10 protein-coding genes and 2 pseudogenes are annotated in these 15063 nt (G+C 40.7%); all 12 read right to left on the bottom strand.

Annotated elements, in window-relative coordinates; translation table 11 throughout:
- Positions 1-279, bottom strand: a complete 279-nt coding sequence (locus ACXAEO_RS05295; RefSeq protein ID WP_474878825.1) for a DUF503 domain-containing protein — start codon at positions 277-279, stop codon at positions 1-3.
- Positions 276-2432, bottom strand: a complete 2157-nt coding sequence (infB, locus tag ACXAEO_RS05290) for a translation initiation factor IF-2 (protein WP_474878823.1) — start codon at positions 2430-2432, stop codon at positions 276-278. Before infB ends, ACXAEO_RS05295 begins: the two co-directional genes overlap by 4 nt.
- Before the next feature lie 19 nt (positions 2433-2451).
- Positions 2452-2754: a YlxQ family RNA-binding protein gene (locus ACXAEO_RS05285; protein WP_474878820.1), complete on the bottom strand. Its 303-nt coding sequence runs from the start codon at positions 2752-2754 to the stop codon at positions 2452-2454.
- Positions 2751-3035 (bottom strand): RNase P modulator RnpM, encoded by a 285-nt coding sequence (gene rnpM / locus ACXAEO_RS05280; protein WP_474878818.1) that lies wholly within the window; start codon positions 3033-3035, stop codon positions 2751-2753. Before rnpM ends, ACXAEO_RS05285 begins: the two co-directional genes overlap by 4 nt.
- Before the next feature lie 13 nt (positions 3036-3048).
- Positions 3049-4185 carry a transcription termination factor NusA gene (nusA, locus tag ACXAEO_RS05275; RefSeq protein ID WP_474878816.1) on the bottom strand — a complete coding sequence of 379 codons (1137 nt, stop codon included), beginning with the start codon at positions 4183-4185 and terminating at the stop codon, positions 3049-3051.
- A gap of 31 nt (positions 4186-4216) precedes the next feature.
- Positions 4217-4684 carry a ribosome maturation factor RimP gene (rimP, locus tag ACXAEO_RS05270; protein WP_474878812.1) on the bottom strand — a complete coding sequence of 156 codons (468 nt, stop codon included), beginning with the start codon at positions 4682-4684 and terminating at the stop codon, positions 4217-4219.
- Between the two features lie 179 nt (positions 4685-4863).
- Positions 4864-6279 (bottom strand): annotated as a pseudogene (locus tag ACXAEO_RS05265) (PolC-type DNA polymerase III); the annotation flags it as partial.
- 97 nt (positions 6280-6376) lie between these two features.
- Positions 6377-6943, bottom strand: coding sequence for an HNH endonuclease signature motif containing protein (locus ACXAEO_RS05260; RefSeq protein WP_474878811.1), 567 nt, complete (start codon positions 6941-6943; stop codon positions 6377-6379).
- A 48-nt stretch (positions 6944-6991) separates the two neighbouring features.
- Entirely contained in the window at positions 6992-8191 is a 1200-nt protein-coding gene (ltrA, locus tag ACXAEO_RS05255; RefSeq protein WP_474878809.1) for a group II intron reverse transcriptase/maturase, read from the bottom strand.
- Positions 8192-8933: 742 nt separating this feature from the next.
- Positions 8934-11840 (bottom strand): annotated as a pseudogene (locus tag ACXAEO_RS05250) (PolC-type DNA polymerase III); the annotation flags it as partial.
- Positions 11841-11932: 92 nt separating this feature from the next.
- Positions 11933-13630 carry a proline--tRNA ligase gene (locus tag ACXAEO_RS05245; protein ID WP_474878806.1) on the bottom strand — a complete coding sequence of 566 codons (1698 nt, stop codon included), beginning with the start codon at positions 13628-13630 and terminating at the stop codon, positions 11933-11935.
- Between the two features lie 167 nt (positions 13631-13797).
- Positions 13798-15057 (bottom strand): RIP metalloprotease RseP, encoded by a 1260-nt coding sequence (gene rseP, locus ACXAEO_RS05240; protein WP_474878802.1) that lies wholly within the window; start codon positions 15055-15057, stop codon positions 13798-13800.
- Positions 15058-15063 lie beyond the last annotated feature (6 nt).

Raw genomic sequence — 15063 nt, 5'->3', positions numbered from 1 at the left:
TTATAACCACTCGAACGATGTTTGGGCACGCTCAATTTCGGGAAAAGAGTCAATCATGTTTAACGCCTGCTGCAGCTCTTTTTCAGCCGCCTGCCTCGTTGAAGCGATAGCCGCCATCCCAATTTTTGTTCGTTGCCACGTATCTTGGTAATCTAATTCTGAAACAGATATGTTATAACGCTGTTTTAACCGCATCATAATGCGTTGAAGAACAGCGCGTTTTTCTTTCAGTGATGCTGCATCGTAAATGAGGCATTCACATTCAACATACCCAATCATTTACGCTCGATTTCTTGCATAACGTACGCTTCAATAATATCTCCTTCTTTAATATCATTGAAGTTTTTAAGAGTAATCCCGCACTCATATCCTTGCGACACTTCTTTTGCATCATCTTTAAAGCGTTTCAGTGCATCTACTTCACCTTCAAAGATAACGATACCGTCACGGATTAAGCGAATGCTGCTGTCACGCGTAATTTTACCGTCTGTTACATAGCTTCCCGCAATCGTTCCAATTTTGGATACTTTAAACGTTGTACGCACTTCAACTTGACCGATGACTTTTTCTTCAAATTCAGGATCAAGCATCCCTTTCATTGCAGATTCAATTTCATCGATAACATTATAGATGATACGGTGTAGACGAACGTCTACTTTTTCTGCGTCAGCTGTGCGTTTCGCATTCACGTCTGGACGAACATTGAATCCAATAACAATCGCGTTCGAAGCTGTTGCCAAAATAATATCTGACTCTGTAATAGCCCCTACGCCTGTATGAATGATTTTAACATTAACGCCTTCTACTTCAATTTTTCTTAACGAAGCAGCTAACGCTTCAACAGAACCTTGTACGTCTGCTTTAACAATGACATTCAAATCTTTCATTTCGCCTTGTTTAATTTGTTCAAATAAATCTTCAAGGCTAACGCGTGATTTCTCGCCGCGTTGTTCTTGCAATTGTTTTTGAGCACGTGCTTCCCCAATGTGGCGCGCTTTTTTCTCATCTTCAAATACCATGAAGCGGTCACCAGCAAGCGGCACTTCATTTAATCCGGTAATTTCAACAGGTGTAGAAGGGCCCGCTTCTTTAACACGGCGACCAACATCATTCACCATTGCACGTACACGGCCAAATGTGTTCCCCACAACAATTGGGTCCCCAACGCGTAATGTTCCGTTTTGAACTAATAACGTTGCGACAGATCCGCGTCCTTTATCCAATTGCGCTTCAATAACGGTACCTAACGCACGACGGTTTGGATTTGCTTTAAACTCTTCTACTTCACTTACAAGAAGAATCATTTCAAGCAAGTTGTCAATTCCTTCTCCTGTTAACGCTGATAGCGGACAGAAAATGGTATCTCCACCCCATGCTTCGGCTACAATACCGTGCTCCGTTAACTCTTGCATAACACGATCAGGGTTGGCTGTTTCTTTATCGATTTTGTTAACTGCGACAATTAACGGCACTTCTGCTGCTTTCGCATGGTTAATCGCCTCAACTGTTTGCGGCATAACTCCGTCATCTGCAGCAACAACAAGAATTGTAATGTCTGTTACTTGCGCACCACGTGCACGCATGGTTGTGAAAGCGGCGTGACCTGGTGTATCCAAGAATGTAATTTTCTTATCATTTACTTCTACTTGATATGCACCGATATGCTGAGTGATTCCGCCTGCTTCACCTGCTGTTACTTTCGTGTTACGGATAGAATCAAGAAGCGTTGTTTTACCGTGGTCAACGTGTCCCATGATTGTTACAACTGCTGGGCGTTCGCTAAGGTCTTTCTCATCGTCAATGATTTCGATTGTCTCGAACTCTTGTTCATTGATGATGATTTCCTCTTCTACTTCCACTCCGTACTCGCCGGCAATTAATTCAATTGCATCTTTATCTAGCTCTTGATTAATTGTTGCCATAATGCCTAAAAGGAACAGCTTTTTAATGATTTCAGAAGGCTCTTTCCCTAATTTTTTCGCCAATTCTGAAACAGTTAAGCTTTCTGAGAATGTGATTTTCTCTGGAAGCGGTCTTTCTTTTCTTGGCTGAGGCTGATATTGGGTTTGCTGCTGAGGACGTTTTCCCTTTTTATTGTTGCGGTTATTGCCTCCACGGTTAAATGGCTTTGCCGCACCGGCAGGAGTTACTTTTGCCTGCGGTTTCTTTTTCCCAAACTTCTCTTCTCCCGCAGCTGGAGCATCTTCTTCTTCATAACTCTTTAATGTTTGCTTAATAACAGCACCAGCAGGAGCAGTTGCATCCCCTTTTTGGTTTTTCAAGAAGAACATATCCAGTTTTTTCACCGAATCATCCTCAATTGTTGCCATATGGTTAGACACTTCTACACCATGTTCTTTTAATTTATTAATTACATCTTTACTTGAAAGATTATGTTGTTTTGCATATTCGTATACACGAACCTTACTCATACTTTCACCCCCAAAAAAATTAATCGAGCAATGTCATTAGCTTCTTTGCAAATCCCTCGTCAGTAATAGCCACGACTACCCGTGCATCTTTTCCGATCGCCTGTCCAAGCATATAGCGATCAGGCACATGCTTGAGGGGTACTTTGTAAAACGAACATTTGTCGGATACTTTTTTCATCGTATTGGCTGAGGCATCTGATGATAGTAATACTACTTTCGCTTTTTGTTTTCGTACCTCATTAATGACCAGTTCTTCACCTGAAATGACTTTTCGCGCTCGATTTGCTAGTCCTAAAAAAGATTGCCATTGTCCTTGTTTCATGAGTTTGCCTTATTCTCCTTTTCAACAATCGCCAGCAGCTCTTCATAAATGTCTTCACTAATGGCTGTCCCTAGGTGATTGGCTAACGTATTTCGCTTTTTCGCAAGCAAAATGGCCTCTTTTTCTTTGCTTAAATAAGCTCCGCGACCAGACTTTTTACCTGTTAAGTCAACTGACACTTCGCCTTCTTTCGAGCGAACGATTCGCACAAGTTCCTTCTTCGGCTTCATTTCCTGCGTTGCCACACACTTGCGCATTGGGATTTTTTTACGGTTGTTCACCCGTCTTCACCTCTTATTCGACTTCATTTTCCATTGCATCGAATGCTTCATTCTCTGCCGCATCTTCTTCGCTATGCGTTTCGCTTGCTGTAAACATTCTTGGATAAATGCCGTCTTGCTCGGCTTCTGATTCACTCTTGATGTCAATTTTCCAGCCAGTCAATTTCGCTGCTAGGCGGGCATTTTGTCCCTTTTTACCGATAGCTAACGATAATTGATAATCTGGAACAATAACAGTTGTAGCTTTTTCATCTTCGTCAACAATAACATCTAAGACTTTTGAAGGACTTAAAGCATTTGCTACGAATTCTACCGGATCTTTTGACCAGCGTACGATGTCAATTTTTTCTCCTTTTAATTCATTGACAACCGCCTGTACACGCTGTCCTTTTGGACCTACGCATGCTCCTACTGGATCAACATCTGCTAACTCGGAGTGAACGGAAATTTTCGAGCGATCTCCAGCTTCACGAGAAACAGATTTGATTTCAACTGTTCCATCATAAATTTCAGGAACTTCTTTTTCAAATAACCGCTTCAGTAATCCAGGATGTGTACGAGATACGTAAATTTGTGGACCTTTTGTTGTTCTTTCCACTTTTGTAATGTACACTTTAATTCGATCATGCGGCTTATATTGTTCATTTGGCATTTGTTCATTTAATGGAAGAAGTGCCTCAATTTTCCCTAAGCTCACGTAAATGAAGCGGGAATCTTGACGCTGTACAATTCCTGTCATGATATCTTCTTCGCGATCAATGAACTCCGAATAGATCACTCCGCGCTCTGCTTCCCGTACACGTTGTGTAACAACCTGTTTTGCTGTTTGAGCAGCAATTCGGCCAAAGTCCTTCGGCGTTACTTCAATTTCTACCACATCGTCTACTTGGTAATTCGGGTCGATGCTTTGCGCTTCCTCTACCGAAATTTCCAAACGCGTATCAAATACTTCATCGACGACATCTTTACGTGCAAACACACGCATAGAGCCTTTTTCTAAATTTAAATCCACACGCACGTTTTGCGCCTGGTTGAAGTTTCGTTTATAAGCAGAAATTAATGCTGCTTCAATTGCTTCAATAATGACTTCTTTGCCGACGCCTTTTTCTCTTTCCAATAAATCAAGGGCATCTAGTAATTCACTGCTCATATTCATTCCCCCTTAGGTTACTCAGTCAAACTTAAAAAACGATTGCGAGTCGTGCATGCGCTACTTTCTCGTAAGGAATTTCAATCGTTTTCTTTCTCGTTTTAATTTTAATAGTAATAGTAATAGTTTGCCCGTCAAATGACATAAGCTCACCTTCAAATTCTTTTTCTCCATCAATTGGCTCATATGTTTTTATGTATACATTTTTGCCAATCGAACGCTCAAAATCGGCAGCTTTCTTTAGTGGGCGTTCAGCTCCCGGAGAAGAGACTTCTAAGAAATAATTATGTGGAACAGGATCTTGTTCATCCATTTTTTCACTAAGGCGCTCACTGACGGCTGCGCACTCATCAATATCGATTCCTTTTTCTGAATCAATAAATACGCGCATGAACCACTCTTTACCTTCTTTTACGTACTCGATGTCTACAAGTTCTAAATTCATCTCATTTAAAATAGGTGCCACTAATCCTTCCACAATCTCTGTGACCTTGCTCATTGTATTCCTCCTTTTAACGACACCTTGTAATGGCTTTTTTTGATAAAAATTCCCTGCCGAATGAGCAGGGAAACATGTTAGATGATAACAATAGGAAAGAGTGGGTTTCCCCACTCTTTGTCTTCGTCATTCTTAGCATTTCCACCATTACTATAACATAACCATATTTTTTATGCAAACTAGAATAACGACAGCTGATTTTGGTCAGGAAGGGCCTCTAGGCAGCCATGATTATCCAAATATTCGATAAGCGTCTTCGAGACTTTTCCTCGTTGCTGCAAATCTTCCTTCGATAAAAACTCCCCTTCTTCTCTTGCCTTAACGATGTTTAAAGCCGCGTTCGTTCCAAGTCCAGGAATGGAATTAAATGGTGGAATTAACGAATTCCCATCAATGATGAATTCCGTTGCACTTGAACGGTATAAATCAACCTTTTGGAAAGAATAGCCACGTTCACACATTTCAAGAGCAAGCTCTAATACGGTCAACAAGCTTTTCTCTTTCGGCGCTGCATCCAAGCCTTTAGCGTTAATCTCTTCAATTCTTGCCCGAATTGGACTAGAACCTTTCACCATCGTCTCAATATCAAAATCGTCCGCACGAACTGTAAAATACGCTGCATAATAAAGAAGCGCATGATGAACTTTGAAATAAGCAATGCGCACTGCCATTAATACATAGGCAGCGGCATGCGCCTTCGGGAACATGTACTTAATTTTCTTACAAGAATCGATGTACCATGCAGGCACTCCGTTTTTAATCATTTCTTCTTCGAACTCAGGGCTTAAGCCTTTTCCTTTACGGACCGATTCCATAATTTTAAACGCTAGGGACGGTTCGAGTCCTTGATAAATTAAATACACCATAATGTCATCGCGGCAGCCAATTACTTCAGATAGGTTACATGTGCCGTTATGAATTAATTCTTGCGCATTTCCAAGCCATACGTCTGTTCCGTGAGAAAGACCTGAGATTTGCACAAGTTCTGAAAACGTCGTCGGTTTTGTATCTTCAAGCATTTGACGAACAAACCGCGTGCCAAACTCAGGAATACCGAGCGTCCCCGTTTTACACATAATTTGTTCTTCTGTGACCCCGAGGGATTCGGTACCACTGAAAATTTTCATCACTTCAGGATCATCGGTCGGAATGGTTTTTGGGTCAATTCCGCTCAAGTCTTGAAGCATCCGAATAACAGTCGGGTCATCATGACCAAGTATATCAAGCTTTAACACGTTATCATGGATTGAATGGAAATCAAAATGCGTCGTTTTCCACTCAGACCCTGTCGCATCAGCCGGAAATTGGATTGGAGTGAAATCAAACACATCCATATAATCAGGAATAACGATAATTCCTCCCGGGTGCTGACCCGTTGTCCGTTTAACACCTGTACAGCCGGACACTAGTCGATCGACTTCCGCTCCACGCAAATGCAGGTTGTGGTCACCTGCATATCCTTTCACATAGCCATATGCGGTTTTTTCAGCTACCGTACCAATTGTTCCTGCACGGTACACATTTTCTTCCCCAAACAGTACTTTCGTATAGTTATGGGCACGAGGCTGATATTCGCCGGAGAAGTATAGTGATAGGTAAGCCTTTGAAGCTATCTCCAGCTTTTCCCCCACTCCACACCGTGCATGAGGCTTTCACACTCACACGGCGTTCCATCGTTAACTTAATCGAATGTTATAAGCTAAGTTTTGGATTTCCTACTTCCGTTCTTAGCTTATTTAGTTTGTTTAAAGCTTTCTTTTCAAACTTGGCTAACATTGTTTTGTAATCTTTATTAGAAAGTGGGTCTTTATTATGAATGAACATATGATATTTCTTATTAATAATAATCAAGTTATCATAGCCATCATTACCGCCTTGGGCTGTTGGCTTAATATGGTGGCATATAGCATTATGAGGAGTCAATCGTTCACCTGTAATGCCGCAGCACCCTTTTTGAGCAACATATTTGCTTAGACGGTTGTTTTCATACAAAACACTTTTCGCTTTATATATTCCTTTACGAAACATTTCAATCTCACGAACAGACACATGTTTTATTTCTTTATGAATTGATGCCCTATCCTTTTCATTATAAACAGAGAAGTTAGGGTCTCTTTGACCTCGTATATCATGTCGAATTGCTTCAATAGGATAGACCAGTAATCCATTGCTTTTAAATCTTGAACAATTGTAATCTCCGTAGAACTTATCAATGACATTGTTCGTTTCCTTTGTATAAACAAAAACGTTTCTAAACATCAATGATTTTATATTCGGATGAACTTTATGTCTTATCTCATTAAATTCTTAAGAAATTCTCGTTGCAACTTTGTAATAGTTGTGCAAACCAAGAATGTTTGCATTAAAATTCATCACTTTTTGGGGAGTGGGACTTTTTCTCATCTTAACGAGTTGGTGGCGAATAACGCCTAGTACCTTCTCTTTTGCTTTTGGGTCCATCTTTGAGTTTACGATATAACCTGTTTTGGCATTTCCTTTTTGAACTGCTCTAAACCGGACTCCTAAAAAGTCTGTACCGTTTTTTCGTAAGTTTGTGATTTTACTTTTCTCTTCACTAATTTCAAGCCCTAGTCTTTCTTTGAGCCACTTCTCTACTGCTATTTTAATCTTTCTAGCATTGTCGTAGGAATTTGTGAAGATTTTAAAGTCATCTGCATACCTTACAAGATACATTGGTTTCAATTTTGTCTTTTTAAGTGCATCCGTTTTATTGCGTTTCAATTTATAAGGTACTCTTGTCGGCTTTGTTTCCCATTGGTTTGACACCCACCAGTCAAGTTCATTTAAGACAACATTGGCTAGTAATGGGGATAATATGCCGCCTTGAGGAGTCCCTTTAATAGGAATACCTTCACCCTTAATTTCCGCCTTTAGCATTGCTTTGATGATCGATAAAACTTTTTTGTCCCGTATTCCAATTGTCCACAACTGCCTCATAAGCTTTTTATGATTAACGTTATCAAAGAAACCTTTAATATCTACATCCACTACGAAATGCTGATGACTATGATTGACCATATGATAACACCTTGCTAAAGCATCATGAGTGCTTCGTTTTGGTCGAAACCCATAGCTTTGCGGGTGAAATTTCCCTTCAACAATTGGTTCCAAAACTTGCAGGAACATTTGTTGAATTAATCGGTCCTCAATCGTCGGAATCCCTAAAGGTCGCATTTTTCCGTTGGGTTTAGGGATAAGTACACGTCTTACTGCATGCGGCATGTAGTTTTCCAATCTCTTTTTCGTTAATCTTATTAACTTATTGGCATCCATCTTATTAAGATGTTTGATTGTGTGTCCGTTAGTGCCTTTCGTTTTACTTCCAGTATTACTCTTTAAGTTTCGAAAGGCTAATTGAATGTTTTCTTCAGAAATAATAAGTTCATAAATGTTTTTAAAATATCGACCCTTTTTGCTTTCTTCATAAAGATTATCAAAGGTTGACTGTAAGCCGAAGTATTCGTTGTTTCTTAATTTTTGAATCATTAAGTCAGCCAACTAATCACTTCCTTATGAAGCTTTCGTTTCTCTTTAGTCATACACGAATCTGACTTTTGTAGGTTTTGTTTCGACGTTAACGACTTGTGCCCTTCCCTCTGAAATGTTTTTTCCTCCGACTTATTGGTTATTCAGTCATCTGTGGCATTTCAGTAAACGGTACTATGACACTACTGCCACTCTCGTAAAATGTGTTATAGCACTTTGCCTTTCCACATACCATCGTCATCAGATTGCAACATCCTCTTATGTCGAGAGCTTCACACGTTCCACTATTCCTATCTTTACATCATTCCCTTAGGTTCCCCCTAAATTCCGCTGAGCTTGACTGTGCCTTTAACACAGTATGGATTTTCATAACCAAACGCTTACTCATCCACACTCAGAAGTCCTAATTGGACCCCGCAGCATTTCTGCTGCGTGACATTCACGAAAAGTCAGTCGAGGGTTCGTCCCAGTCATTCTACTGATTCTAACCATAGGAATTTTATAGACACCAGACCTATCATTCACAGAAGATTTGTATCTCCCTTTCCTCGCCTTAAACGTTAGGATGAACTTCAGCCTACTTTAGCGGGCTTCAAACGATGTTAATGTTTGCAATATCGCGATCGCTTGCCGCAGCTTCAGTGAGTGTGTTTCAGGGCGTTACTCCATCATTCCACACTTCGGAATAGCAGTTCTACTAGCTGTTACTAGTGCTTAACCTTTTCAGTTAAGAACGTGTCGCACTGAGATCAATGTCCGGGACCTTGTCCCCTTTAAAGCCAAGGAACGTTTCAAACGGAATATCATGCCCGTCTTTTTTATATTTCACGTTACAGTTTGGACAATCTTTGTCCGGTAAATCAAATCCTGATCCAACCGATCCATCGTTAAAGAATTCGGACTGCTTACATTGCGGACACACATAATGCGGCGGCAGTGGATTTACCTCCGTAATTTCTGTCATCGTTGCGACAAGAGATGATCCGACTGATCCCCGTGAACCAACGAGGTATCCGTCATCAAGCGATTTTTTTACAAGCTTATGAGAAATGAGGTAAATAACAGCAAATCCGTGACCGATAATACTTTTTAATTCCTTCTCAAGCCGTGCTTCTACAATTTCTGGCAGCGGATCGCCGTAAATGCTTCGGGCCATCGCATAACTCATTTCCCGCATTTCTTCATCCGCACCTTCAATTTTCGGTGTGTATAAATCATCTTTAATCGGCTTGATGTTTTCAATCATATCCGCTATTTTTTGTGTATTCTCTACCACAATTTCTTTCGCCTTTTCTTCTCCTAAAAACGAAAAGCATTCGAGCATCTCATTCGTCGTTCGGAAGTGTACATCCGGCAGTTTATGACGATTAAGCGGATTGGCTCCGCCTTGTGAACTCACTAAAATTTTTCGATAAATTTTATCTTCTGGATTCAAGTAATGGACATTTCCTGTTGCGACAACTGGCTTGTCCATTTTTTCTCCAAGCTTTACGACATTTGAAATGATGTCATGTAGTGATTGCTCGTCACGAACAATTTCAAGTTCAATTAAATGCTCATAGTTAGCAGGAGGCTGCACCTCAATATAATCGTAAAAAGCCGCTACTTTCTCCGCTTCTTCTGCTGACTTTTGCATCATATTCTCAAATACTTCTCCTCTATCGCAAGCCGTTCCAATTAATAATCCGTCTCGATATTTCTCGAGCTTAGAACGGGGAATGCGTGGAACGCGATAAAAGTACTCTAAATGAGAAAGAGAAATAAGTTTAAATAAATTTTTCAAGCCCGTCTCATTTTGAGCTAAAATGGTTGCATGATAAGGTCTTGCCCTCTGGTAGGCATTGCCTTGCCCCATATAATCATTCAATTGATTATGTGACGTAATGTCTTTTTCCATCGCTTCTTTCAACATTTTGACAAGAATGTAACCCGTTGCCTCCGCATCATAAATGGCACGGTGATGCTGGGTTAGTTCTACATCAAGCTTTTTCGCCAAGGTGTTAAGACGATGATTTTTCATTTCTGGATATAAAAAGCGTCCCAATTCCAGCGTATCAATAACCGGGTTCATTGCTTTGCCTAACCCGATTTTCAAAAATCCTGTATCTAAAAAGCCCATATCAAAGCTTGCATTATGGGCGACTAAAATGTCATCACCAATCCAATCATGGAACTTCCGAAGCACCTCTTCTACTTCTGGCGCATCTTGAACCATGTCATCCGTAATACCGGTCAATTCAATAATGGTTGCGGATAACGAACGATGCGGATTAGCAAATGATTCAAAGCGATCAATGATTTCTCCACCTTTTACCTTAACCGCGGCAAGCTCAATGATTGTGTCATAGACAGCTGATAAACCGGTCGTTTCCACATCAAACACAACATAAGTGGAATCAGCCAATGCCCGGTTCGCCAAATTATAGGCAATTGGTACACCATCATTCACTAAATTCGCTTCAACTCCATAAAGTACCTTCATGTCATTTTTCTTAGCTGCAGAATAAGCCTCAGGAAACGATTGAGCAACTGCATGATCCGTGACAGCAATAGCGGAATGGCCCCATTTCTTTGCCTGTTCAACCAGTTTGCTGACAGACGTTACGGCATCCATTTGGCTCATCGGAGTATGAAGGTGCAATTCTACACGCTTCTCCCCTTCAGGAGCCGTATCTTGGCGGCCTTCCGGTTTCAGTTCATTCACATCATTTGCAATCATAACTAAATCACGGACAAAGGTGTCGTTTTGAACACTCCCACGAACTTTTAGCCACATGCCTTTTTTGATGGCATTCAGCAACGGAATATCTTCTTTGTCGCGGGAAAACATTTTAACCATAATTGAATTCGTATAATCTGTAATTTTAAACGTTAATAACGTACGGCCACTTCGAAGTTCACGCGTTTCAGCAGCAAACACGTAACCTTGTACAGTAATTCTTTTTTCTTCATCAAAGATGCTGTCAAGTCGGACCGGCTCATCTTTAATTAAGTAACCGATCGTCAACGGACCAGATAGTTCAGCCGACTCTCCCGCTTTATCTTGTTCTTTTGCGTGCATTTCTGTAATAGCAGCCAATACCTTCTCCTGGTCTTCTTGTTTTCTTCGCTCTTCAAATTGCTTGTACTCTTCTTGTGAATGAACAACTTCTGTCACAAGCTGAAAAGCCGGAAAACCGTAGGAACTGTATTGATCTGTAATAAGATGACTATACTTGCGCTTGATGGCTTGCGCTTCTGTATCAATTCTTGTCTTCAACTGCAACTTTAAGCCTTGCAGAGTAGGAACTTGTTCCTTTAATAGCGTATGGAGCATTGGTGAAATGCCCTCAAGCTCCGCAATACAATGCTGCCAATATGCCTGAACATCTGCTTCAGCACATTCCTTCACAGGTGTCTGAATCGAAAAAGAAATGTTGGCAATATGGGAAAATTGAGTTCGGAGTCTTGTTAAAAATAATTCGTATACCGAAAACGGCAAAATCTTTTGCAAAGCAAATTCGAAATGCCATTGCTTTTGTTCTTTATGAATGACAAGTTTTTGAATGCCAGCTTGCTCAAAATAAGGAACGATGTCGTCACTTGTTAAATCGAGTTGCTGAAGCAAGAGCTGAAATCGCTCCTTTTGTTCTTTCGTTAACTCTGCCATCAAATCCCCCCTTCAAAAAAATCCTCTTTGATTGTAACACAAATTCAAGGTACCCTAAGAAAAAGGGTACCTTGAATTTGTTATTCATGAACTTATTTTAATAAATTAGCTACGGTTTGTTGTAAGTCAGCAACAGACACTTCCATTGACTCGCCTGTGCTTCTTACTTTCACTTCTACGATACCTTCAGCTGCGCGTTTTCCAATTGTTACACGAACTGGAATTCCGATTAAATCAGAGTCCGCAAACTTCACGCCTGGACGTTCTGCACGATCATCCATCAGTACTTCATATCCATTTGCTAATAACTCATCATACAGCTTTTCTCCAAGCTCTTTTTGCTCTTCATTTTTCATATTAATTGGAATTAAATGAACATGATATGGAGCAACAGCGTTTGGCCATACGAAGCCATTTTCATCGTTAAACTGCTCAGCAATCGCCGCAAGAGTACGGGACACACCAATGCCGTAGCAACCCATAATCATTGGCTGTGTACGCCCGTTTTCATCTAAGTACGTCGCGCCCATCGCTTCACTATAACGTGTACCAAGCTTGAAGACGTGTCCAACTTCAATACCTTTCGCAAACTTGATGATCCCTTGTCCATCAGGAGAAAGGTCGCCTTCTTGGATGAAGCGAATATCTGCGTAAACAGCTTTAAAGTCACGATCAGGATTCACATTTTTGTAATGATATCCTGCTTCATTTGCCCCCGCTACTGCATTAACAAGTGCCTGCACAGCGTGATCCGCAATAATTTCTACTTTTTCTGAAACAGCAATCGGGCCAACAAAGCCGACTTCACAATTCATCATTTCTTTCGTTTCCTCAGCCGTTGCCAATTCCACAACTGATGCATCAAAATAGTTTTTCACTTTAATGTCATTCACTTCATGGTCGCCGCGTACAAGAACGAGAACGAAGCGGTCGTCTACTTTAAATAAAAGAGACTTAATGCATTGCGATGACTCGACATTTAAGAAAGCAGACACTTCTTCAATTGATTTTTGCGTTGGTGTCTCTACTTTTTCTAATGCTTCAGCAGGAATGTTTGCTTTTTCATATGTTGCGACAACAGGTGCCATTTCAATGTTCGCTGCATAAGAGGACGTATCAGAATAAGCGATTGTATCTTCTCCTACCTCTGACAGAACCATAAATTCATGTGTTCCTTTTCCGCCTATTGAACCTGAATCCGCAATAACTGCACGGAAGTCCAATCCGCAACGTTCGAAAATACGGCCATACGCTTCATACATCTTATCGTATGTGTCATCTAAGCTTTCTCTAGATGTGTGGAATGAATATGCATCCTTCATTACAAATTCACGGCCACGAAGCAACCCAAAACGAGGACGCTTTTCATCACGGAACTTTGTTTGAATTTGATATAAATTCAATGGAAGACGCTTATACGATTTCACTTCGTCACGCACTAAGCTCGTAATAACCTCTTCATGTGTTGGACCTAATGTGAAATCACGATTATGACGATCTTTCATTCTCATTAGTTCAGGTCCATATGAATACCAACGGCCAGATTCTTGCCATAATTCTGCTTGCTGTAATGCAGGCATTAGCAATTCCACAGAACCGGCACGCTCCATTTCTTCACGAACAATTTGTTCCACTTTACGAAGAACGCGATAGCCAAGCGGTAAGAAGCTGTAAATACCACTTGCATTTTGACGGATAAAACCGGCGCGAAGCAGCAATTGATGGCTTTTAATCTCAGCATCTGCTGGTACTTCACGCAATGTTGGGATTAGATTTGAACTTTGTCTCATATATGTGCACCTCTTCAACTCTCCAAAAGTCTCTCTATTACACTGTTTCCATGAACAGATGTAGTTTCATTTTGAACGATACGAAAAAAAAATCAAGTTTTTTATTTACAGTAGTTTTCAACAGTTTCAACCACCACACAATTATTTAAACAAGTTAGCATTTTATCTTATAGGAAGAAACGTTGAATATCATTCCACGTAACGACAAGCATTAACAACATTAATAGAGCGAAGCCGATAAAATGAACCATTCCTTCTTTTTGACGATCGACAGGCTTGCCTCGAACAGCCTCTACCGCAAAAAACATTAAACGACCGCCGTCAAGGGCTGGAATAGGTAATAGATTCACAATTCCGAGGTTAATGCTCAATACAGCCGCCCATTTCATTAAATAGTAAATGCCGGATTGTGCCACTTGCTCGGTGGAAACATAAATGCCTACAGGACCTGACAACATATCAATGGAAAATTGGCCAGTAATCAACTTTCCTAACCCAACCACAATTTCTTTTGACCACATATATGTCTCAAATGCCCCATTTTTTAATGCCCCTGCAAACGATTTTTCCATTGGAGGATAAACACCAATTAGTCCAATCGTTTGATCTCCAACTTTTCGTTCTTCCGGCGTTACAGATAAATCAAACGTATCATTACCGCGCATCACGGTAAAAGTCAACTCTTCATTCGGATGTGCTTGGATGGTTTCCACAACATCCTTCCAAGAGCGTACCGCTTCTCCATCAATTGCCTGTACAACATCACCTTGCTGCAATCCTGCTTCAATAGCAGATCCATCTTTCGTCAACTCTCCCATAACTGGTTTATCTACCGTATATCCTTGCATTAAACCAATTGCCCAAAAAATGAAAAACGCAAGGACAAAATTCATAAGAGGTCCTGCAAAAATGGCCATCGTGCGTTGCCCTAACGTTTTGGACGCGAACTGACGATTATATGGAGCAATTTGTGATTGTTCACCATCCACAACGAAGAAAGATTGTTCACTTACATCAAAACGCTGTAACCGCTCCTCTTCATCGGACTCGTATCCAGAAATAGACATTCGATGCTCTAAATCCGCATGCTCAACTTCAATGATTTTCGCTTGTGGGTGTTGTTCTTTTCGATTAATGATAATTTTATTTACTTGTCCTTTATCATTAAATAGAAGTCCTACCATTTGTCCAGGTTTGACATCAATCATCTCCGGGTCTTCTCCCGCCATACGAACAAATCCGCCAAGGGGTAAAAGTCGAATGGTATAGACTGTTTCATTTTTACGAAACGAGAAGATTTTTGGACCAAATCCTATCGCGAATTCGCGACATAAAATACCGGCACGCTTGGCAAACACTAAATGCCCGAGTTCGTGAAAAAATACGAGCGCCCCGAAGATGAGGATAAAAGCAATCACTGTGTTCAACGGGCG

The organism is Bacillus sp. ABA4_010, assembly GCF_056159105.1.
Note: the sequence above shows the minus strand (reverse complement) of the source record. Positions and strands in the feature narration are given on the sequence as shown.

Coding starts and splice junctions, on each gene's coding strand:
- ACXAEO_RS05295 (WP_474878825.1), bottom strand. CDS start 279: ATGATTGGGTATGTTGAATGTGAATGCCTCATTTACGATGCAGCATCA.
- infB (WP_474878823.1), bottom strand. CDS start 2,432: ATGAGTAAGGTTCGTGTATACGAATATGCAAAACAACATAATCTTTCA.
- ACXAEO_RS05285 (WP_474878820.1), bottom strand. CDS start 2,754: ATGAAACAAGGACAATGGCAATCTTTTTTAGGACTAGCAAATCGAGCG.
- nusA (WP_474878816.1), bottom strand. CDS start 4,185: ATGAGCAGTGAATTACTAGATGCCCTTGATTTATTGGAAAGAGAAAAA.
- rimP (WP_474878812.1), bottom strand. CDS start 4,684: ATGAGCAAGGTCACAGAGATTGTGGAAGGATTAGTGGCACCTATTTTA.
- ACXAEO_RS05260 (WP_474878811.1), bottom strand. CDS start 6,943: ATGTTTAGAAACGTTTTTGTTTATACAAAGGAAACGAACAATGTCATT.
- ltrA (WP_474878809.1), bottom strand. CDS start 8,191: ATGATTCAAAAATTAAGAAACAACGAATACTTCGGCTTACAGTCAACC.
- ACXAEO_RS05245 (WP_474878806.1), bottom strand. CDS start 13,630: ATGAGACAAAGTTCAAATCTAATCCCAACATTGCGTGAAGTACCAGCA.